At 67.6% G+C, this 21,042-nt stretch carries 21 protein-coding genes; 2 read left to right on the forward strand and 19 right to left on the reverse strand.

Annotation, left to right across the window (positions count from 1 at the left end; genetic code table 11):
• Positions 1-7: 7 nt before the first annotated feature.
• The 16 genes from folC to DIE12_RS10500 form a co-directional block, all read right to left on the reverse strand.
• The gene (gene folC, locus DIE12_RS10425; protein ID WP_124521901.1) at positions 8-1,318 is read right to left on the reverse strand and encodes a bifunctional tetrahydrofolate synthase/dihydrofolate synthase; all 1,311 of its coding nucleotides are present in this window, start codon (positions 1,316-1,318) and stop codon (positions 8-10) included.
• Between the two features lie 100 nt (positions 1,319-1,418).
• On the reverse strand, positions 1,419-2,291 hold the full coding sequence (accD, locus tag DIE12_RS10430; protein WP_044843820.1) for an acetyl-CoA carboxylase, carboxyltransferase subunit beta: 873 nt from the start codon (positions 2,289-2,291) through the stop codon (positions 1,419-1,421).
• Between the two features lie 64 nt (positions 2,292-2,355).
• Positions 2,356-3,174, reverse strand: a complete 819-nt coding sequence (gene trpA / locus DIE12_RS10435; protein WP_124521342.1) for a tryptophan synthase subunit alpha — start codon at positions 3,172-3,174, stop codon at positions 2,356-2,358.
• A 41-nt stretch (positions 3,175-3,215) separates the two neighbouring features.
• Entirely contained in the window at positions 3,216-4,067 is an 852-nt protein-coding gene (locus tag DIE12_RS10440) for a site-specific DNA-methyltransferase (RefSeq protein WP_124486388.1), read from the reverse strand.
• Positions 4,068-4,076: 9 nt separating this feature from the next.
• Entirely contained in the window at positions 4,077-5,270 is a 1,194-nt protein-coding gene (trpB, locus tag DIE12_RS10445) for a tryptophan synthase subunit beta (RefSeq protein WP_044843817.1), read from the reverse strand.
• A 55-nt stretch (positions 5,271-5,325) separates the two neighbouring features.
• On the reverse strand, positions 5,326-6,027 hold the full coding sequence (locus tag DIE12_RS10450) for a phosphoribosylanthranilate isomerase (RefSeq protein WP_124521511.1): 702 nt from the start codon (positions 6,025-6,027) through the stop codon (positions 5,326-5,328).
• Positions 6,024-6,836 carry a tRNA pseudouridine(38-40) synthase TruA gene (gene truA, locus DIE12_RS10455; protein ID WP_185500371.1) on the reverse strand — a complete coding sequence of 271 codons (813 nt, stop codon included), beginning with the start codon at positions 6,834-6,836 and terminating at the stop codon, positions 6,024-6,026. The genes DIE12_RS10450 and truA overlap by 4 nt, the downstream gene beginning before the upstream one ends.
• Positions 6,836-8,917 (reverse strand): FimV/HubP family polar landmark protein, encoded by a 2,082-nt coding sequence (locus DIE12_RS10460; RefSeq protein ID WP_124551193.1) that lies wholly within the window; start codon positions 8,915-8,917, stop codon positions 6,836-6,838. The genes truA and DIE12_RS10460 overlap by 1 nt, the downstream gene beginning before the upstream one ends.
• 562 nt (positions 8,918-9,479) lie before the next feature.
• Positions 9,480-10,601, reverse strand: coding sequence for an aspartate-semialdehyde dehydrogenase (gene asd, locus DIE12_RS10465; protein ID WP_057923940.1), 1,122 nt, complete (start codon positions 10,599-10,601; stop codon positions 9,480-9,482).
• Between the two features lie 84 nt (positions 10,602-10,685).
• Complete coding sequence (locus DIE12_RS10470) at positions 10,686-10,805, reverse strand: hypothetical protein (RefSeq protein WP_006756675.1); 120 nt, start codon at positions 10,803-10,805, stop codon at positions 10,686-10,688.
• A 118-nt stretch (positions 10,806-10,923) separates the two neighbouring features.
• The gene (leuB, locus tag DIE12_RS10475; RefSeq protein WP_124521338.1) at positions 10,924-11,991 is read right to left on the reverse strand and encodes a 3-isopropylmalate dehydrogenase; all 1,068 of its coding nucleotides are present in this window, start codon (positions 11,989-11,991) and stop codon (positions 10,924-10,926) included.
• Positions 11,992-12,066: 75 nt separating this feature from the next.
• A complete protein-coding gene (leuD, locus tag DIE12_RS10480; RefSeq protein ID WP_044843811.1) occupies positions 12,067-12,717 on the reverse strand; it encodes a 3-isopropylmalate dehydratase small subunit in 651 nt (216 codons plus the stop codon).
• 65 nt (positions 12,718-12,782) lie between these two features.
• On the reverse strand, positions 12,783-12,929 hold the full coding sequence (locus tag DIE12_RS10485; protein ID WP_011658379.1) for an entericidin A/B family lipoprotein: 147 nt from the start codon (positions 12,927-12,929) through the stop codon (positions 12,783-12,785).
• Positions 12,930-12,932: 3 nt separating this feature from the next.
• Entirely contained in the window at positions 12,933-14,342 is a 1,410-nt protein-coding gene (gene leuC, locus DIE12_RS10490) for a 3-isopropylmalate dehydratase large subunit (RefSeq protein ID WP_044843810.1), read from the reverse strand.
• Positions 14,343-14,504: 162 nt separating this feature from the next.
• Complete coding sequence (locus DIE12_RS10495; RefSeq protein WP_124521954.1) at positions 14,505-15,263, reverse strand: Tat pathway signal protein; 759 nt, start codon at positions 15,261-15,263, stop codon at positions 14,505-14,507.
• Between the two features lie 32 nt (positions 15,264-15,295).
• Entirely contained in the window at positions 15,296-16,117 is an 822-nt protein-coding gene (locus tag DIE12_RS10500) for a hypothetical protein (protein ID WP_124521905.1), read from the reverse strand.
• A gap of 409 nt (positions 16,118-16,526) precedes the next feature.
• Here DIE12_RS10500 and DIE12_RS10505 point away from each other — a divergent pair, with 409 nt between their 5' ends.
• Together DIE12_RS10505 and DIE12_RS10510 are read left to right on the forward strand one after the other, a co-directional pair.
• Positions 16,527-16,859 carry a cupin domain-containing protein gene (locus tag DIE12_RS10505; RefSeq protein WP_044843808.1) on the forward strand — a complete coding sequence of 111 codons (333 nt, stop codon included), beginning with the start codon at positions 16,527-16,529 and terminating at the stop codon, positions 16,857-16,859.
• Positions 16,860-16,987: 128 nt separating this feature from the next.
• The gene (locus DIE12_RS10510) at positions 16,988-17,713 is read left to right on the forward strand and encodes a glutathione S-transferase (protein ID WP_124521907.1); all 726 of its coding nucleotides are present in this window, start codon (positions 16,988-16,990) and stop codon (positions 17,711-17,713) included.
• A gap of 120 nt (positions 17,714-17,833) precedes the next feature.
• On the opposite strand, the gene DIE12_RS10515 is transcribed toward DIE12_RS10510, so the two are convergent.
• The 3 genes from DIE12_RS10515 to DIE12_RS10525 all read right to left on the reverse strand — a co-directional run bounded on the left by DIE12_RS10515 (position 17,834) and on the right by DIE12_RS10525 (position 20,829).
• Positions 17,834-19,366 carry an amino acid permease gene (locus DIE12_RS10515; RefSeq protein WP_124521909.1) on the reverse strand — a complete coding sequence of 511 codons (1,533 nt, stop codon included), beginning with the start codon at positions 19,364-19,366 and terminating at the stop codon, positions 17,834-17,836.
• Positions 19,367-19,503: 137 nt separating this feature from the next.
• Positions 19,504-19,968: an Lrp/AsnC family transcriptional regulator gene (locus tag DIE12_RS10520; protein WP_124486396.1), complete on the reverse strand. Its 465-nt coding sequence runs from the start codon at positions 19,966-19,968 to the stop codon at positions 19,504-19,506.
• Positions 19,969-20,070: 102 nt separating this feature from the next.
• Positions 20,071-20,829: a dimethylarginine dimethylaminohydrolase family protein gene (locus tag DIE12_RS10525; RefSeq protein ID WP_044843999.1), complete on the reverse strand. Its 759-nt coding sequence runs from the start codon at positions 20,827-20,829 to the stop codon at positions 20,071-20,073.
• Positions 20,830-21,042 lie beyond the last annotated feature (213 nt).

Here is a 21,042-nt window from a genome sequence, read left to right on the forward strand (position 1 = left end):
CCTTCAGTCAGTGTTGCTGCGATTTCCGGTAGGCCATCACACCCGCCACCGTATGGAAACTGCCGAAAACCACGATTCTATCATTCTCGGATGCTCTTTTTAGTGCATCGCGAAACGCTTCGGCGGGCGACGCGTACCGCGTCACGCTCGAATCGGCCCCGTCCTCCACGCCGGCCTTGCGCAGCGCGGCTTCGAGCTGCTCCGCGCTCGCCGCGCGCGGCAGCGGCAGGTCGGTCACGCACCAGTGGTCGATCTCGCCCTTCAGGTGCCGCAGCACGCCGTCGATGTCCTTGTCGTGCATCGCGCCGAACACCGCGTACGTGTACGGGAAGAAGCCCATGTTACCGAGATTCTGCTCGAGCACGGCCGCCGCATGCGGGTTGTGCGCGACGTCCAGCACGATCGCCGGCTTGCCGGGCAGCACCTGGAAGCGCCCCGGCAGCTCGACGTTCGCGAGCCCGAGCCGGATGTCCTGCGCGGACACCGGCAGCACCGGGCGCAGCGCCTCGAGCGCGGCCAGCGCGGCCGATGCATTGATCAGCTGGTTCGCACCGCGCAGCGCCGGGTAAGCGAGCGCCGGATAGCGCTTCTCGCGGCCGAGGTAGCTCCATTGCTGGCGCTCCGCGCCCGGCTGCGCTTCGTAGCGAAAATCGCGGCCGACCAGCCACAGGTCGGCGCCGATCGCGTCGGCATGCTCGACCAGCGTGTTCGGCACTGCGGGATCGCCGCAGATCGCCGGCTTGCCCGCGCGGAAGATCCCCGCCTTCTCGAACGCGATCTTCTCGCGCGTGTCGCCGAGGTATTCGGTATGGTCGATGTCGATGCTCGTGACGATCGCGCAATCGGTATCGATGATGTTGACCGCGTCGAGCCGGCCGCCGAGGCCGACTTCGAGGATCACCGCATCGAGCCCGCGCGACGCGAACAGGTGCAGGATCGCGAGCGTCGTGAATTCGAAGTACGTGAGCGACACCGGCTCCGGCAGCGACGTGCGCGCCGCTTCGACGGCTTCGAAGTGCGGCAGCAGCTCGGCGTCGCTGACCTGCTGGCCGTTCACGCGCGCACGCTCGCCGAATTCGAGCAGGTGCGGCGACGTGTGGCAGCCGACCTTGTAGCCCGCGTGAACGAGGATCGCCTCGAGGAACGCGCAGGTCGAACCCTTGCCGTTCGTGCCGCCGACCGTGATCACGGGGCACGTGAATTCGAGCTGCAGCGCCGCCTTGACCTGCCCGATGCGGGTGAGGCCCATGTCGATGCCGACCGGGTGCGCGCGTTCGAGATGCGAAAGCCACGCGTCGAGAGTGGGAAAAGTGCTCATCGGATCAAATCTGAATCGGTACCGCCACTACGCCAAAAAACGAAACGCGCCGCCCGGCGGTTCAGCCGGGCGACGCGCGCAGTTCACAACGCCGCGCCAATCAGGCCAGCGCGTCGGCCGGCTGTCGCTGCAGCAGCGCGAGCAGTTGCGCGATCTCGTCGCGCATCTTGCGGCGGTCGACGATCATGTCGATCGCGCCCGTCTTCAGCAGGAATTCCGCGCGCTGGAAGCCTTCCGGCAGCTTTTCGCGAACCGTCTGCTCGATCACGCGCGGGCCGGCGAAGCCGATCAGCGCCTTCGGCTCGGCGATCACGACGTCGCCGAGGAACGCGAAGCTCGCCGACACGCCGCCCATCGTCGGGTCGGTCAGCACCGAAATGAACGGCAGCTTGGCTTCGGCCAGCTTGGTCAGCATCGCGGTGGTCTTGGCCATCTGCATCAGCGACAGCAGGCTTTCCTGCATCCGGGCGCCGCCCGAAGCGGTAAAGCAGATGAACGGCACCTGCTGCTCCAGCGCGTTCTGCGCGCCGCGCGCGAAGCGCTCGCCGACGACCGAGCCCATCGAGCCGCCCATGAACGAGAACTCGAAGCAGGCCGCGACGACGGGCAGCGTGTGGATCGCACCGCCCATCACGACCATCGCGTCGGTCTCGCCCGTCTCGTCCATCGCTTCCTTCAGACGATCGGGGTACTTGCGGCTGTCCTTGAACTTCAGCGAGTCGACCGGCACGATTTCCTGGCCGATTTCATAGCGGCCTTCCGGATCCAGCAGCCCGTCGAGGCGCTCGCGCGCGCCGATGCGCATGTGGTGATCGCACTTCGGGCACACGTGCAGGTTCGCGTCCACGTCGTTGCGGTACAGCACGGCCTCGCAGGACGGGCACTTGACCCACAGGCCCTCCGGAATGCCCTTGCGGCTTTTCGGGTCGGTCTGCTTGATCTTCGGCGGCAACAGTTTGTCGAGCCAGCTCATCGTATGGTTTCCTGTTCCGTGGCGGGGCGGGCCGACCGGCCCGTTCCCGCTTCCTGTGTTGTGTTTATCGCGCCGTGTTGCCGGCGCCGTCCAGGGCGGCGCGCAGCTCGGCGATGAAAGTCTTCAGCGCGGCGGCGGCGCCCTCCGGCGCGGTGCTCTCGAGCAGCTGCACCAGGCGGCTGCCGATCACGACGGCGTCCGACACTTCGGCCACCGCGCGCGCCGTTTCGGCGTCGCGGATGCCGAAGCCGACGCCCACCGGAACCGGCACGCGCGACTTGATGGCCGGGATTTTACCCGCAATGCTCGAAACATCCAGATTTCCGGCGCCGGTCACGCCCTTGAGCGACACGTAGTACACGTAGCCGCTCGCGATCTTGCCCACGTCTGCGATGCGTTCGTCGGTCGACGTCGGCGCGAGCAGGAAGATCGGATCGATCTGCGCGGCACGCATTTTCTCGGCGAACACGCCCGCTTCCTCGGGCGGATAGTCGACGACGAGCACGCCGTCGACGCCCGCCGCCTGCGCTTCGGCCGCGAACGCGTCGACGCCCATCCGCTCGATCGGGTTCGCATAGCCCATCAGCACGACGGGGGTTTTCTGGTCGGTCTCGCGGAAGCGCTTCACGTCGGCGAGCACGCTCTTCAGCGTGACGCCGCGCGCGAGCGCGCGTTCCGACGAGCGCTGGATCACGGGGCCGTCGGCCATCGGGTCCGAGAACGGCACGCCGAGCTCGATCACGTCGGCGCCGCCTTCGGCGAGCGCGTGCATGAATTCGACGGTCTTCGCGGGATCGGGGTCGCCGGCCGTGATGAACGGGATCAGGCCCTTGCGGCCTTGTTCGGCGAGTGCGGCGAAGGTCTGCTGGATACGGGAGGACATGGCAATTTTCCTTGATGCGATCGGCGACTCGGCGGCGCGACTCACGCGCACGCCGGCGCGACGAGCGCGCTCACGCGCTCATGCGCGATCGCGCAATAACTTTCGTTGATCTCGTAGCCGACGAAGTCGCGCCCCTGCCGTGCGCAGGCCACCGCGGTCGTGCCGCTGCCCATGAACGGATCGAGCACGCGGCCGCCCGGCGGGCAGCTTGCGAGCACCATCCGCTCGATGATTTCCAGCGGCTTCTGGGTCGGATGATCGACGCGCTCCGCGTGCTGCCGATGCAGGCGCGAGACCGACCAGACGTCCTTCGGGTTGTAGCCCATCTCCAGCCACTTGCTGCCTTCGAACAGCTTGCGCGAGCGGGCCTTCTTCGTGTCGGCGTCGTACGGGATGCGGACCGGATCGAGATCGAAGTAATACGCTTTGGAAACCGCGAAAAAGCCGATGTTGTCGTGCACCGACGTGAAACGGCGCGTCGTGCCGCCCATGCTCGGCACGCGCCGGTCCCAGATGATCTCGTTGACCATCGTGAGCTTCGTCTTCAGGAAGCTGAAGATTTCCGGCGCGTACTGCCACGTGCAGAAGATGTACATCGACCCGCTCGGCTTGAGCTTCGGAATCGCGAGCTCGAGCCACTCGCGCGTCCACGCGAGGAAATCGTCGCCCGAACGCTTGTCCGAGTCGTTGCCGTAGTCCTTGCCGAGCCCGTACGGCGGATCGGCGACGATCAGGTCGATCGACGCATCCGGCAGGCGCGCGGCTTCGGTCATGAAATCGCGGTTGTGCAGCTCGATCCCGGACGGTCGTGCGCGCGGCACGGCGACGGCAGGCTGCACCGCCTCCGCTTCGCTCGCGGCGCCGCCGCCCGGTTGTTCGATCAGGTCACGCATCGGTCGGGGTCAGAGCGCGATGCCCGATCGCTCGGCGACCGTGTGCATGTCCTTGTCGCCGCGGCCCGACAGGTTGACGAGCAGGATCTTGTCCTTCGGCAACGTCGGCGCGAGCTTCACGCCGTACGCGATCGCGTGGCTCGACTCGAGCGCGGGGATGATCCCCTCGATCCGGCAGCAGTCGTGGAACGCCTTCAGCGCCTCGTCGTCGGTGATCGGCACGTACTGCGCGCGGCCGCTGTCCTTCAGCCATGCGTGCTCGGGGCCGACGCCCGGATAGTCGAGGCCGGCCGACACCGAATGCGTCTCGATGATCTGGCCGTTGTCGTCCTGCAGCAGGTACGTGCGGTTGCCGTGCAGCACGCCGGGGCTGCCGGCGATCAGCGACGCCGCGTGACGGCCGGTGTCGAGGCCGTCGCCGGCCGCTTCGACGCCGATCAGCTGCACGGAAGCATCGTCGATGTACGGATAGAAGATGCCCATCGCGTTCGAGCCGCCGCCGACGCACGCAATCACCGCGTCCGGCTGCCGGCCGGCGAGTTCCGGCATCTGCACCTTGCACTCGTCGCCGATCACGCGCTGGAAGTCGCGCACCATCGCCGGATACGGGTGCGGGCCCGCGACCGTGCCGATGATGTAGAACGTGCTTTCGATGTTCGTGACCCAATCGCGCATCGCTTCGTTCAGCGCGTCCTTCAGCGTGCGCGAACCCGATTCGACCGGCACGACCGTCGCGCCGAGCAGCTTCATCCGGTAGACGTTCGCGGCCTGGCGGCGCACGTCCTCGGCGCCCATGTAGACGATGCACTCCATGCCGAAGCGCGCGCAGATCGTCGCCGTCGCGACGCCGTGCTGGCCGGCGCCGGTCTCGGCGATCACGCGCTTCTTGCCCATCCGCTTCGCGAGCAGCGCCTGGCCGATCACGTTGTTGATCTTGTGCGCGCCGGTGTGGTTCAGGTCCTCGCGCTTCAGGTAGATCTGCGCGCCGCCGAGCGTCTCGCTCCAGCGCTGCGCGTGATAGATCGGCGACGGACGGCCGACGAAGTACTTCAGTTCGCGCTCGTACTCGGCGACGAAATCGGGGTCGTTCCGGAATTTTTCATACGCCGTGCGCAGTTCGTCCAGCGCGTGAATCAGCGTTTCGGCGACGAACACGCCGCCATACGGGCCGAAGTGGCCGCGATCATCAGGAAGGTTGTACATGGTGTCACTCTCGATCGGTCGGTGCGCCCCGCTGTCGGGGCCGCACCTTCTTGCATCACCCGGCGTCCGCTTCGCGCACCGCGCGTACGAACGCCGCCATCCGGGCGTGATCCTTCACGCCCTTCGCGCCCTCCACTTCGATGCCACTCGAGACATCGACAGCAAACGGACGCAACTGGCGAATCGCATCACCGACGTTTTGCGCGCTCAAGCCACCACTCAAAACGGCCCGATGCGCGAGCTCTGCGGGAATAAGAGACCAATCGAAGACCTTGCCGCTACCACCGTAGTCCGGCACCAAGGTGTCGAACAGGAAGCCGCGCGCTTTCGAATAATGAAGAGCCGATTCTACCAAATCGGCCGGCTGCGTCGAGGGGCCGACGCGCACCGCGCGCAACCACGGCAGGCGCGCCGCGCGGCCGAGGGCGTCGCACTGCTCGGGCGTCTCGTCGCCGTGCAATTGCAGCATCGTGAGCGGCACGTCGCGCACGACCGCCTCGATCTCCGCTTCGGTCGCGTTCACGAACAGCCCGACCACCGACACGAACGGCGGCGCGAGGCTCGCGAGTTCGGCCGCCAGCGCGATCGACACCGCGCGCGGGCTCTTCGGATAGAACACGAGGCCGATCGCGTCGGCGCCGAGCGCGGCGGCATGCAGCACGTCCTCGGGGCGCGACAGGCCGCACAGCTTGATGCGCGTGCGCGGCGCGAGGCCGGCCGCGGCAGAGATCGAAGAAGACACGGCGTGATCCGTCATGGTTGTGGGTCCAGATCGGCCCAGACGCTGCTCCACGGCACGCTGCCGAGCTGCGCGGGCGGGACGGCGAATTCCGCCGGGTAGCCGACATGGGCGAGGTACAGCCCGTCGGCCATGAACGTGGGCGCCGCGAGATTGCGATCGCGCCCGGCCAGCACGTCGGCGAGCCAGTCGGCCGGATAGCGGCCGCGCCCCACCGCGACGAGGCAGCCCATCAGGTTGCGCACCATGTGGTGCAGGAACGCGTTCGCGCGGAAGCGGAAATGAATGAAGTGGCCCGCGCGCCGCACGTCGATCTGGTACAGGTGTTTGACCGGCGTCTTCGACTGGCATTCCGACGACCGGAACGACGAGAAGTCGTGCTCGCCGATCAGATGCGCGGCGGCCGCGCGCATCGCGTCGTCGTCGAGCGGCGTGTGGATCCAGCCCGCGCGGCCGGCCAGCATCGGCGAGCGCACGGGATGCACGTACAGCGCGTAGTAGTACGTGCGTTCGAACGCCGAGAAACGCGCGTGGAACGCGTCCGGCATCGGCTTCGCCCACTGCACGGACACGGTCGGCGGCAGAAATGCGTTGGTGCCGCGCACCCACGAGAAATCCGCGCGATCGAGCTCCGTATCGAAATGCACGACCTGTCCGAGCCCGTGCACGCCCGTGTCGGTCCGCCCCGCGACCGTCGTGTGCAGCGGCACGCATGCGAACGCGCCGAGTGCGCGCTCGAGCGCATCCTGCACGGTCTTGCCGTGCGGCTGCGCCTGCCAGCCGCAGAAAGCGGCGCCGTCGTACTGAATCCCGAGCGCGATCCGCATCACGCCTCTTCCGCGAGTTTCGCGAGCAGCGCACGCGCATCGTCGCGCGTGGCGGCGTCGTTCGCGTCGACCACTTCCTGCAGCAGCGTGCGCGCGCCAGACAGATCGCCCAGTTGCACGTACTCCGACGCGAGATCCAGCTTGTTGCGGGCGATGCGGGCGAGTTCCTCCGGCGTCAGCGCGGGCAGCACGGCACCCGGCGCGGACGGCAGGTCGAGATCGAAATCCAGCTTCAGCGCGCCGAACTGCGCGACGCCGAGCGGCGGCAGCGACGACGGCGCGGCGGCACCGCCCGGGTGAGAGGCAGGCGTTGCCGCGTCCGGATCCCAGTCGAACTCGTCGTCGTGGTCGGCCGGATGTTGCGGGGACGGATCGGTCGCGCCAACTGGCGGGTGCGCGGCGGATTGACCGTTAGTTGCGATTTGCCCGCCTTCGGCTGGCCCTTCCCGTGCGGACGGCTCATCGGCCGTACGCGGCGGCAGCGGCATGTCGAGGCTGTTGAGCGCGCTGATCGCGTTCTGCATCAGCGCTGCGTGCTGCGCGTCGTTCGTCGCGGGTGCTGCGGCGGGCGTGACGAGCGGCTCGTCCGCGGCCGGTTCCGCGACAGGCTTCTCGTCGTGCGGGGCCGGCGTTGCTTCGCTGTCGGGTGCGATGCGCGCGGACGATGCTTCCGCCTGAACGTCGTGCGGCTTCGCCGTTTCCGACGGCGACGGGATTTCGGGTTCGTGCGTCTCGAACGTCTCCGCCGCTGCGGCCGCGGCCGTGACTAGACTCAGATCGGCGGCCGCGTCGCGGGCCAACGGCGTCTCGGGGAGAATCGGCTGCACTGGCTCGGTGGATGCGACCGGCGACGACGATGCACCGCCGTCGGCAACAGCCGTCCCGCCGGATGCCGGTGCGGTTTCGTCGGTCGGCCGCGCTTTCCGGCGCTTGCGCCACGCAAAACCGGCCGCCAGCACGACCACGGCGGCGCCGGCCGCTGCGGCCGGACGCCAGTCGATCTGTTCCGAACCGCGTGCAGGCGCGGCGGTCGCCGCCGGCACGGCCGGCTGCACCGCACTCGCGGCCACGCCGGACGACGCTTCGCTCGCAGCCGACGACGACGCGGCAGCTGACGCCGCCGCATCATTCGCGCCGTTCGCGCCGTTCGTGCCGTTCGTGCCGTTCGTGCCGTTCGTGCCGTTCGTGCCGTTCGTGCCGTTCGCAGCGGGACGCGGCGCAGCGGGCGCCGGCGCCGGTGCAACGTTGTTCGTGGCGGCCGGCTTCCCGATCCCGTGCTTCTGCAGTTCCATCAGCACGCGGTTCTTCAGCGCGAGCAATTGCTGCAGGCTCGACGGCCGCGGCTGCGACGCACCCGCGACGGGCGCTGCTGCAGACGGTTCGTGCATCCCTTGAGCCGCACCGCCCGGTCCGGCCTGCGTCACGGCCTCGCTGGCGGACGACGGTGCGGACTGGATCGCGCCGTTCCACACGTGCGGCCCGCTTGCGCCGGCCGCAGCCGCTGGCGACTGGACGGATTCGACCGTCGACGCGCCGTGCGCGGCGGACGCGCCGCTCGAAGCCGACGCGCCTGCCGCTGCCCCGGCTGCAACCGTGACGCTCGCCCCGCTGACCGGCGCCGTATGCGCGGCCGATACGGCCGGCGCGGTTTGCACGGCCGACCCAGGATGCGGCGCCGACGCGCCATGCTGCGCGACCGCCGCCGTGCCCGACGCAGCAGCCGGCACGAGCGCCGCGCCGGTCGCATCGAGCGCCGGCACCGTCAGCGTCGCGCCGACTTTCAGGCGGCTCGGGTCGTGCTTCATGAACGCCTGCGGATTGGCGTCGAACAGCGCGCGGCCGGCGCGCGCGAGCACGCCCGGATCGTGCGATTGCGTCGCGGCTTTCGCGAGGTCGTTCAACGATTGGCCCGGCTGGACCGTCACGTTGAGCGGCGCGGCACCGCCGGCGGCAGACGCCGGCAGCTCGCCGGAACCGGCCGCCCAGGCCGAAGCGGCCGCGCCGAGCGCCAGGATCGCCAGCGCGCCACGCACGGCGCGCGCCAGACGGGACTGACGCGGAAACAAGGAAATTCGGGACATCGTAGGCTCTATCGCCGCGCGCGGGCGCGGCTCGGATTCGCGTAGGGAAGCGTCAATAAAGTCGCCGCAGAAATGCAAAAGCGTCGCGCAGAACGCGACGCTTTGGGCGGCTCTGCGCGTCGTAACCGCATAGTTTACTTCACACGATCGCGTTCCGGCCGAATTCGTCGCCTGCGGATGCGGCCGTCCGCGCCTGCGCCGCGACCTTACGGCCGACCGCGTCGGGCCGTCGGTGCGCGAATCGCGCGAAGGCATCGCCGATCCGGGCACAGAATCGCACGCGCCGGTTTTGTCAAAAGAGGATCATCAATCGATGAAAAACCGGACGACGGCATCGGGTTCCGGAACGAATTCGGCCCCTCCTTGTACTTCGCGTCGCATCGATTCCTCGTGCCAAAGGATGGCGATGCAGGAAAAGCCCCGGCCGCGCGAGCGGTTCGGGACTTCCGCGCAATGGGCGGTCCGCACAAGACCTGACGCCGGACAAAAAAACGCCTGCCGCCCCGCGAAGGGCTGGCAGGCGTTTCGCGTCACGCGCGCACCGCGCGCGGCGCGGCCCGACTTACTTGTCGAGCAGGATGCGCAGCATGCGGCGCAGCGGCTCGGCCGCGCCCCACAGCAGCTGGTCGCCGACCGTGAACGCCGACAGGTATTCGCCACCCATCGCGAGCTTGCGCAGGCGACCGACCGGCACCGTCAGCGTGCCGGTGATCTTCGCCGGCGACAGGTCGCGCATCGACGCTTCGCGCTCGTTCGGCACGACCTTCACCCAGTCGTTCGCCGACGCGAGGATGCCGTTGATTTCGTCGAGCGGGACGTCCTTCTTCAGCTTGATCGTCAGCGCCTGCGAGTGGCAGCGCATCGCGCCGATCCGCACGCACAGGCCGTCGACCGGGATCGAGCCCGGCTCGCCCATGGCCGGCTTGCCGAGGATCTTGTTGGTTTCCGCGCCGCCCTTCCACTCTTCCTTCGACATCCCGTTGCCGAGATCCTTGTCGATCCACGGGATCAGCGAGCCGGCGAGCGGCACGCCGAAGTGGCTCGTCGGCATCGCGTCGCTGTTCATCGTCGCGAGCACGCGGCGGTCGATGTCGAGAATCGCGGAAGCCGGATCGGCGAGTTGCTCCTGCACCGAACCGTGCAGCGTGCCCATCTGCGACAGCAGTTCACGCATGTTCTGCGCGCCCGCGCCCGATGCGGCCTGGTAGGTCATCGCCGTCATCCAGTCGACGAGGTTCTCGCGGAACAGGCCGCCGAGCGCCATCAGCATCAGGCTGACCGTACAGTTGCCGCCGACGAAGTTCTTCGTGCCCTTGACGAGCGCGTCCTTGATCACGTCGAGGTTGACCGGATCAAGGATGATGACCGCGTCGTCGTTCATCCGCAGCGACGAGGCCGCATCGATCCAGTAGCCGTTCCAGCCGGCCGCGCGCAGCTTCGGGAACACGTCGTTCGTGTAGTCGCCGCCCTGGCACGTGATGATCACGTCGCACTTCTTCAGCTCGTCGACGTTGGTCGCGTCCTTGAGCGTAGTCTCGTTTTTCGCGAACGACGGCGCCTTGCCGCCCGTGTTGCTGGTGCTGAAAAACACCGGTTCGATCAGGTCGAAATCACCTTCTTCCTGCATGCGCTGCATCAGCACGCTGCCGACCATGCCGCGCCAACCTACGAGACCTACGTTCATGACTAACCCTTTGCTTGAATGGAGCTTCCCCGCCATTTCCGTCCCCGCGTGACCGCGCGGGGAAACAGGCGGGCACGACGGCGATCAGCGTTTAATGATCGTTTTCGTGGTAATGGTTTTCGTGATGACGATGGCGCGCGCACCCGCACGGGCAGTGTTGCCGTGGAGTTTCAGGACCGGGGAGATCAGGGAAATCAGCGCCATCGTTCGAGTCTACACAAAGCCGGTTGCCCGCACAACGGCCAACCGCGCGCGAACCGGCCGATTTCGCGGCCCGTTCGCGCCCTTTTCTATCTTGACTGCCTGTTGCCTTGCCGCGCGCTTACAGCGCGGCGACCACCGCGTCGCCCATCGCCGCCGTGCCGACCTGCTGGCAGCCCGGCGTCGCGATGTCGCCGGTGCGGTAGCCTTGTTCGAGCACCGTTTTCACGGCGCGCTCGATGCGATCGGCCTGCTCCGCGCGATTCAGCGAATAGCGCAGCAGCATCGCGGCCGACAGGATCGTCGCCAGCGGATTCGCGATGCCCTTGCCCGCGATGTCCGGCGCCGAACCGTGCGACGGCTCGTACAGACCCTTGTTGTTCTTGTCGAGCGACGCCGACGGCAGCATGCCGATCGAGCCCGTCAGCATCGACGCTTCATCCGACAGGATGTCGCCGAACATGTTGCCGGTCACGATCACGTCGAACTGCTTCGGCGCCTTCGCGAGCTGCATCGCCGCGTTGTCGACGTACATGTGCGACAGCTCGACGTCCGCGTATTCCTTCGACACGTCGATCATGACGTCGCGCCAGAACTGCGACGTCTCCAGCACGTTCGACTTGTCGACCGACAGCAGCTTCTTCGCGCGCTTTTGCGCGGCCTGGAACGCGACGTGTGCGATGCGGCGCACTTCCGGTTCCGAGTAGCGCATCGTGTCGAAGCCTTCGCGCGCGCCGGCGAACGGGCCGTCCGGTGCCGCGCGCACGCCGCGCGGCTGGCCGAAGTAGATGTCGCCGTTCAGTTCGCGCACGATCAGGATGTCGAGGCCCGCGACCAGTTCCGGCTTCAGCGGCGACGCATCGACGAGCTGCGGATAGCAGATCGCCGGACGGAAGTTCGCGAACAGCTCGAGATGCTTGCGCAGCCCGAGGATCGCCTGCTCGGGGCGCAGCGCGCGCTCGAGCGAGTCGTACTTCCAGTCGCCGACCGAGCCGAACAGGATCGCGTCGGCTTCCTTCGCGAGTTTCAGCGTCGCGTCCGGCAACGGATGACCGCTCGCCTCGTAGCCCGCGCCGCCAACCGGCGCCCGCTCGAGCTCGAACTTTTCGTCGAGGGCGTTCAGCACCTTGACCGCTTCGTTGACGATTTCCGGACCGATGCCGTCGCCGGGCAGCACTGCAATCTTCATGCGTTATTCCTGACTGGATAGGTATGGGTGGCAGGTCGGCGAGCGCGCGTCATGCGCGCCCGCCCGGAGGCAATCTCAGCCGACCAGCTTGTTGTTGAGCCACGGCTGCTTCGCGAGCCGCTCGGCTTCGAACTGGCGGATCTTGTCCGCGTGACGCAGCGTCAGGCCGATGTCGTCGAAACCGTTCAGCAGGCAGTACTTGCGGAACGCGGTGATGTCGAACGCATACTCGCGGCCGTCGCCCGTGCGCACGACCTGCGCATCGAGGTCGATCGTCAGCTGATAGCCGTTGAACGCATACGTGTCGTTGAACAGGTGATCGACCTGCTGCTCGGTCAGCACGATCGGCAACAGCCCGTTCTTGTAGCAGTTGTTGAAGAAGATGTCGGCGAAGCTCGGCGCGATGATCGCGCGGAAGCCGTACTGCTGCAGCGCCCACGGCGCGTGCTCGCGCGAGCTGCCGCAGCCGAAGTTCTTGCGTGCCAGCAGCACCGATGCGCCCTGGTAGCGCGGCTGATTCAGCACGAAGTCCGGGTTCAGCGGGCGCTTCGAGTTGTCCTGGCCCGGCTCGCCGTGGTCGAGGTAACGCCATTCGTCGAACGCGTTCGGACCGAAGCCCGTGCGCTTGATCGACTTCAGGAACTGCTTCGGGATGATCGCGTCGGTGTCGACGTTCTCGCGATCGAGCGGCGCCACGACGCCGGTATGTACAGTGAATTTTTCCATGATCCGTCTATCCGGTTGGAGGGCCGGCATTCAGCCGGCGCACATCGACAAATTCTCGGTGGGCGTCAGTCCGCGGCGCGCTGCAGCGCATTGCCGGCGGCGTTGACGTCCTGGCCGAAGCCTCGGACGGTATTGCAGCCCGCGAGGCCGAAGCCCAGCCCCGCGAGCGCCAGCGCGGCCACCAGCCGCGCGATGAGCTTCGATGCCGTCACGCGTTACCCCAGCTGGCGAATGTCGACGAAATGGCCTTCGATCGCCGCCGCCGCCGCCATCGCGGGGCTCACGAGGTGCGTGCGACCGCCCGCGCCTTGCCGGCCTTCGAAGTTGCGGTTCGACGTCGACGCGCAGCGCTCGCCCGGCTCGAGCCGGTCGGCGTTCATCGCGAGGCACATCGAGCAGCCCGGCTCGCGCCATTCGAAGCCCGCGTCGGTGAACACCTTGTCGAGCCCTTCGCGCTCGGCCTGCGCCTTCACGAGGCCCGAGCCCGGCACGACCATCGCGAGCCGCACGTTCGACGCAATGCGGCGGTTCAGCTTCTTCACGACGTAGGCGGCTGCGCGGATATCTTCGATGCGCGCGTTCGTGCACGAACCGATGAAGATCTTGTCGACCTTGATCGACTCGATCGGCGTGTTCGGCTCGAGCGCCATGTAGGCCAGCGCGCGCTCCATCGCGTCGCGCTTGACCGGATCCTTCTCGCGCTCGGGGTCCGGCACGCGACCGTCGATCGACGTGACCATTTCCGGCGACGTGCCCCACGTGACCTGCGGGACGATCTCGGCCGCGTTCAGCTCGACGACGCGGTCGAACTGCGCGCCTTCGTCGGACTTGAATTCGCGCCAGTACTCGACGGCCTGGTTCCATTCCGCGCCAGTCGGCACGAACGGACGACCCTTCAGGTAGTCGATCGTCGTGTCGTCGACCGCGACCATGCCCGCGCGCGCGCCGGCTTCGATCGCCATGTTGCAGACGGTCATCCGGCCTTCCATCGTCAGCGCGCGGATCGTCGAGCCGCCGAATTCGATCGCGTAGCCCGTGCCGCCGGCCGTGCCGATCTTGCCGATGATCGCGAGCACGATGTCCTTCGCGGTACAGCCGCGCGGCAGCGTGCCCTCGACCTTCACGAGCATGTTCTTGCTCTTTTTCTGCAGCAAGGTTTGCGTCGCGAGCACGTGCTCGACTTCCGACGTGCCGATGCCGTGCGCGAGCGCGCCGAACGCGCCGTGCGTCGACGTGTGCGAGTCGCCGCAGACGATCGTCATGCCCGGCAGCGTCGCGCCCTGCTCCGGCCCGATGATGTGCACGATGCCCTGACGCACGTCGTTCATCTTGAACTGCGTGATGCCGAACGCATCGCAGTTCGCGTCGAGCGTGTCGACCTGCAGCTTCGAGACCGGATCGGCGATGCCGTGGCTTCGATCCGTGGTCGGGACGTTGTGGTCCGACACGGCCAGGTTCGCGCTGATGCGCCACACCGGGCGGTGCGCGACGTTCAGCCCTTCGAACGCCTGCGGGCTCGTGACTTCGTGCAGCAGCTGACGGTCGATGTAGAGCAATGCCGTGCCGTCGTCCTCGGTGTGGACGACGTGGGTATTCCACAGTTTGTCGTAGAGAGTCTGTGCCATGGGTATGCGGGGTCGTTGTGACTACAAGCCTTGCGGATGCGGTCGATTATGCCACGCAGAACGCGCCGCGGCGCGGGCGCGGCGCGAAAAAACCCATTAAAAACAGTGGTTTGGCTGGTAGTGTCAATACCTGTATCGGCATTACCAGCCAAACGGGGAACGTCAGCCGTTCGGGTATTCGCGGTTGATCAGCGCGAGCCGCAGCATGCCGAGCTGCACGCCCGCGCTGCTCAGCAGGTAGAGATCGCGACGCCGCAATGCAGGCAATTGCGCGGCGCTGTCGTAGAACACCGGCAGCGTCAGCCCGGCCGGTACCGCGGCCTGCATTCCCGCAGCGCTCGACACGCGCACGGCGAGCGACGCCTGATCCCGATGCGTGACGATGCCGACCTTGCCGAGCGCCGCGGCCGAGCCGGCCTGTCGGACGATCGCGGCGACGACGCCGTCGGGGGTCGGGATCGGGCTGCCGGCGGCCGGCGCCCGCGTCGCGATCGACGTCACGCCGGCCGTCAGTCCGTACTTCGACGCGAGCACGCTCGCGACTTCCTGCTGCGCGTAAATCGGCGCCGCGGCCTTTTGCCGAAGCTGGAACACCGCATCGGCGATCGCCTCGTTCACCGGGCCCGGGACGGGCGCGGCACCGGACGCGCCCGCGCGGCTGCCGAAGCCGAACGCGGCGATCGTGTTGATGGCGGCCGCATCGACGCCCGGCGGCGTCCATGAGAACAACGTGTCGAGCAGGTAGCCGGTCTCGTCGGCCGCGGTCGCGCGATCGTTCAGTTCGTCGGTCAGCTTGCCGAGCATCTGGCGCTGGAGTTCCGCATCGGACACGGGAGCACCGCTCGCGCGCGCGGGCGCGACGGCGGCGCACGATGCAGCGAGCAGCGAAGAGGAAGCGAGGAGCTGGCGGCGGGTCGTCATGGTCATGAGATTCGAGTGGAGAACGGCAGACGTCAGCCCTTCGGAAACGCCTGCATCGTCGCGGCGATCGCGCGGCTCAGCATCTGCGCATACATGTCGTGCACGAGGTAGAGGCTGCGGTTGCGCGTCCACGGCTGGCCCGATTGCGGGTCGTACACGGTCGGGAGCGGCACCTCGGCGACGGCGGCCGCCTTCATGCCGGCCTGCTGCGAGGTCTGGATGCAGCGCTTCGCATGGTCGCGATGGCCGACCACCGCGACGGTGCCCATCGCAGCCGCGCCGCCCGCGCGCGTAACCGCCTCGGCCGCGACGCCGGCCGTGCTCAGGTACACGATCGTGCCGTCGCTCGCGATCACCGGCTCGACCGACGACAGCACGTCGGCGCCCATCCCGTATTTCGACACGAGAAAGCGCGCGATTTCCCACTGCGCGTAGACCTTGACCGGCTTCAGCTGGCGGATGCGGTACACGGCGTCCGCGAGCGCTTCATTGACGGGCCCCGGATCGGGCAACGCGGACTGGTTGCCGCCCGTGCTCGACGTGTTGCCGCTCGCGGCGTTCGGGCGATTGCCGAAGCTGTACGCGACGATCGCGCCGATCTGCGCGGCCGGCACCGTCGGCAGGTCCCAGGTGAAGCCGACATCGGTCAGCGCGGGCAGGATCGCGTCGACCGTCGCCGCATCGCCGAGCTGGGCGTTCAGCTTCGCGGACATCTGCGCGGCCAGCGCCGCATCGGTGAGCGGCGCCGATGCGACGTCGTCGCCACCGCATGCGCTCAACAGCGGCGCCGCCGCGATGCCGGGTGCGGCGGCAAGGAATTTTCTGCGTGAAGCAGTCGATGCATTCGAATTCATAAGAAATACGAAACAATGCGAATCGCATGCGGCGGCATCGCGCGGCGGTGAAATTCGCGGGGTCACGGGAAATGGCAATCTGGCGAATCGCGGAGATCCGCGACGGGCGGCAGCGTCGAAGCGTGAAACGCAGCACGACGCTCCGTCGATTGACGATGCGCGATCGTAGTGCGCGTTTATTAAATTGCGGTGAAGCTGTCGCACACATGCCGACGATCGCCGCGCCGTTTCACCGGCGGACCGATTCGTTTCATCGGTGGTGAGATCGTGGTGCCGCCGTTTCATCGATGGCGCGCGACGCGATTCGCAGGCAGGGTCGCGCACCGCCGGCCGAGCTGCGGATTTCGCGCTACGATGGTGCAACCCGCATGCCCTCGTTCCCACGATCCGTAACCCGGAGCCCACGACGATGAAGCTCGGCATCAACGAATCGCTCGCCCGCCTCGACGATGAAGGCACGCTGTTCACGACGCTGTTTCGACACGGCACGCTCGACATCGAGCTGTACCGGCCGCGCGGCGAGGATCTGCAGACGCCGCACACGCGCGACGAGGTCTACGTGATCGCCGCCGGCACGTCGCGGTTCATCGTGGACGGGCGCGAATGCGGCGTCGCGACGGGCGACGTGCTGTTCGTCCCCGCATTCGCGTCGCACCGCTTCGTCGGCTTCTCCGACGACTTCTCGACCTGGGTGTTCTTCTACGGCCCGGAAGGCGGCGAGCGCGACGAGCGCGGTGCGTGATGCGCGGCAAGCACCGCACTTCCCGCACGATCTCCTAGACTGTCTATTCGCAACGGGCGGCGCGCGCCGCCCTTCCCGCCATCACGATGCTGGCATCGCCCGACGCATCGACCGGACAGGAGCACTGCATGCGATACGAACTCTATTACTGGCCCGAAATCCAGGGCCGCGGCGAGTACGTGCGGCTCGCGCTCGAAGCGGCCGAGGCCGACTACGTCGACGTCGCGCGCGAATCGGGGCGCGGCATGGGCGTGTCGGCGATGATGCGGCTGATGGACAGCACGAAGGCCGAATGCGTGCCGTTCGCGCCGCCGTTCCTGAAGGCCGGCGACATGGTCGTCGGGCAGGCCGCGAACATCCTGCTGTTTCTCGGCGCGCGGCTGGGGCTCGCGCCCGACGACGAAGCCGGCCGGCTGTGGGTGCATCAGCTTCAGTTGACCGTCGCCGATTTCGTCACCGAGATCCATGACACGCATCACCCGATCGGCAGCGGCCTTTACTACGAGGACCAGAAGGCCGAAGCCGCCGAGCGCGCGGCCGATTTCCTCGAACATCGGCTGCCGAAATTCCTCGGCTACTTCGATCGCGTGCTCGCGCAGAATCCGCACAAAGGCGGGCACATCGCCGGCAGCGCGCTCAGTTACGTGGATCTGTCGATCTTCCAGCTGATCGAAGGCCTGCGCTACGCGTTCCCGAAGGCGATGAAGCGCGAGGAACGCAAGGTCGCGGGGCTCGTCGGGCTGCACGACCGCGTCGCGGCGCATCCGCCCGTCGCGCGCTATCTCGAGTCGGAGCGCCGCATCCCGTTCAACGACATGGGGATCTTCCGGCACTACCCGGAGCTGGACAAGTAGCGGCGCCACGCCTCCCGCGCGGGTGGATTTCATGAAGGCGCAGCGGCAGCACGCCTGCTTCACCGGAGCCGGCCGCGTTGCGCGAGCCGGCCCCGTCGCCGCGCATGCGCCGCGTCACGCTCAGTGCGGCTGCCCGTGCTGCGCGACCGCCGCATCGACGGCCTCGACCGAGCGCGTGAGCCACGGCCCGATCTCCATCTCCTCGTAGCGCACGAGCCGGCTCTTGCGCACGCGGCGATACGCCCACCAGATCGCGACGAACAGCGGGATCCACACATAGATCGACAGCACTTCCATCCAGTCGACGCGGGCGGCGAAGAACGCCTGGTAATCCTGCCCGAGCGAGATCACGATGCAGATCGCGATCGCGAACAGCGGCCCGAACGGGAACCACTTCGCGCGATACGGCAGCTGCTCGAGCCGGTAGCCTTGTTTCAGAAAGCCCTTGCGGAACCGGTAGTGGCAAACGGCGATGCCGAGCCACGCGATGAAGCCGGTGATGCCGACCGTATTGAGCAGCCACAGATAGATGCTCTGGTTGTTGGTCAACGACGTGAGGAAGCACAGCCCGCCCACCGCCATCGTCGCGTACAGCGCGTTGCGCGGCACGCCGCCCGGCGACAGCGTCGCGAACATCGCGGGCGCACGGCCTTCCGCCGCGAGGTTGTACAGCATCCGCGTGGCCGCATACGTGCCCGAGTTGCCGGCCGACAGCACGGCCGTCAGGATCACGAGGTTCATCGCGCCCGCGGCGAGCGGAAAGCCCGCATGGCTGAACACGAGCGTGAACGGGCTGACGCCGATATCGGTCACGTCGCTCTTGAGCAGGTTCGGATCGGTGTACGGCACCAGCAGGCCGATCACGAAGATCGCGAGCACGTAGAACAGCATGATGCGCCAGAAGATCTGCTTCACCGCGCGCGGGATCGTCTTGCGCGGGTTTTCCGACTCGCCCGCCGTGATCCCGACCAGCTCGGTGCCGAGGAACGAGAAGCCCGCGATCAGCGCGACGCTCATCATCGCGTGCACGCCGCCGACGAACGGCGCGTCGCCAGTCCTGAAGTTGCGCCAGCCGACCGGCTGCCCGTTGCCGAGCAGGCCGGCCGCGATCAGCAAGCCCGCCGCGGTGAACGCGATCACGGTGACGACCTTGATCAGCGAGAACCAGTATTCGGATTCACCGAAACCGCGCACGGACAGCGTGTTCAGCAGGAAGATCAGCACCAGGAACCCGGCGCCCCACCACACGCCCGGCACCGCCGGAAACCAGTAGCGCATCACGATCTGCGCGGCGACCAGCTCGATCGCGATCGTCACGGCCCAGCTGTACCAGTAGGTCCAGCCGAGCGCGACGCCGAAGCCTTCGTCGACGTACTTCTCGCCGTAGATCGCGAACGAGCCCGACACCGGCATCAGCGCGGCCATCTCGCCGAGCCCGGTGACGACGAAGTAGACCATCAGCCCGATCGCGATATACGCGGCGATCGCCCCGCCCGGCCCCGCCTGCGCGACCGACGCGCCCGACGCGACGAACAACCCCGTGCCGATCGAGCCGCCGATCGCGATCATCGCGATGTGGCGGCTCTGCAGCCGGCGCTTGAGCGCCGTTCCGGACGGCGCGGCCGTCTGCGCTGCCGCTTGCAAAGCATCCATAGTGTTCACCCTGTTGGATTCGGGCCGCTCGAATTGATTCGGAATACAAATCGATCGGCCCGGTTATCCGCGTCAAAAAATGGTCCTGCCGCCGGGTCGCGCGTCCGATGCCGGCGGCCCGGACGCGCACGGCCGCGTCAGACGACGCTGCGCTTGATCGCCTGCAGCTCGGCCGTCGTCACGATCTTCTCGATCCGGAACCGCGGGCTTTCCAGCCACGCGTTCGCGATCCGCCGGTATTCGTCGAGATCCTCGCACGCGAGCCGCACGAGAAAATCGAACGTGCCGCTGACGAGCCAGCAATCGAGCACGGCCGGATTGGCCCGCATCTCGTCCTCGAACGGCGCCTGCGAACGCCCGTGATCGGCCAGCACGATCTGCGCGATCACGACGATCGGCTTGGTCGCGCGAGGCGCGTTGATCACCGCGCGGTAGCCTTCGATCACGCCGAGCGCCTCGAGCCGCTCCACGCGCGCCTGGCACGGACGCGGCGTGAGGTTCACGAGCTCGGACAGCTTCCGGTAGGAAATCCGCCCGTCGGTACGCAGGATGTCGAGGATCCGGAGATCGATCTTGTCGAGCTGCATCTTCTTGTCGGTCATCCGCGTTCGCTCCGGTCGGGTCGTGGGCTGGTGCGCGGAGCGTCTCCTCCGGTTCCGCGCGGGGGCCACATTATCCGGCCGAAGCGGCCGCGCGCCAATCGGCTAGAACCGCAGCGACAGGCAGGTCAGGCCGCCGTCCATCTTGCGGAACTCGCTCGTGTCGATCACGTGCAGCGGCATCCCGAGCGACTGAATCGCGTCGTGCACGCGCGGATAGCCGGCCGGCGTGATCAGCGTGCCGTTCACGCGCAGCGTGTTGCCGGCGTATTCGTCGGCGGCCGAGATCGCGATGCGGCGATAGTCGGCGAACGCCGGATGCGCGGCCAGCGCCTCGGTCACGAGCAGCGTGTCGTCGCCGAGCGCGTTGACGACCGATTTCAGATGCAGCCCCGCGCCGACCGGCACCGCGACGACCGAATAGCCGTAGCGCGCCACCAGCGACTCGAATGCGGCGATGCCTTCGGCATCGGTGCGGCCCGTCAGGCCGATGTAGAAACGCTTGCCGACCTGCATCACGTCGCCGCCGTCGAGACGGCCTTCCTGCATCGGCAGCAGGTCGCGATGCGCGGCGAGCGCCGCTTCGATGTGCACCGTCTCGCCGCGCCGCGCGGGTGCGCCGGGACGCGTGATCACCGCGAATTCGGGCGTGACGACGGCGACGTCCTCGACGAAGTGCGAATCGGGAAACGCGTCCAGCGGCGGCAGCTCGGTCAGCTCGACGCCGAGCCCACGCAGCGCGTCGCAGTACGCGTGGAACTGCGTGAGCGTCTTGTCGTAGTCGGGCGCGCCGAGCGCGGCGGTGGTGAGACCCGCGCCGCAGGACGGCGCGGGACGGCGAACGATCGCTTGCGTGAATTGCATCGACTCCTCCATGGTCACGCTGCCCCCGTGCGGCGCACGGGGCAGCTGCGTTGTGTCCGGACCATTATCGGAAGCCAAATTGCGCAATTCGCGTCGAATTCGGGCGCGCCCGCAGCCGATCGCGTCGAATTGCAGGCAGGATGCAGCGGATTCGGCAGACGGCCGCCGGACGCGGCGCAAACGGCCGTTCCGCGCGGTGTGGATGCGGCCGAT

This window comes from Burkholderia sp. Bp9015 (genome assembly GCF_003853505.1).
Classification (GTDB): Bacteria; Pseudomonadota; Gammaproteobacteria; order Burkholderiales; family Burkholderiaceae; genus Burkholderia.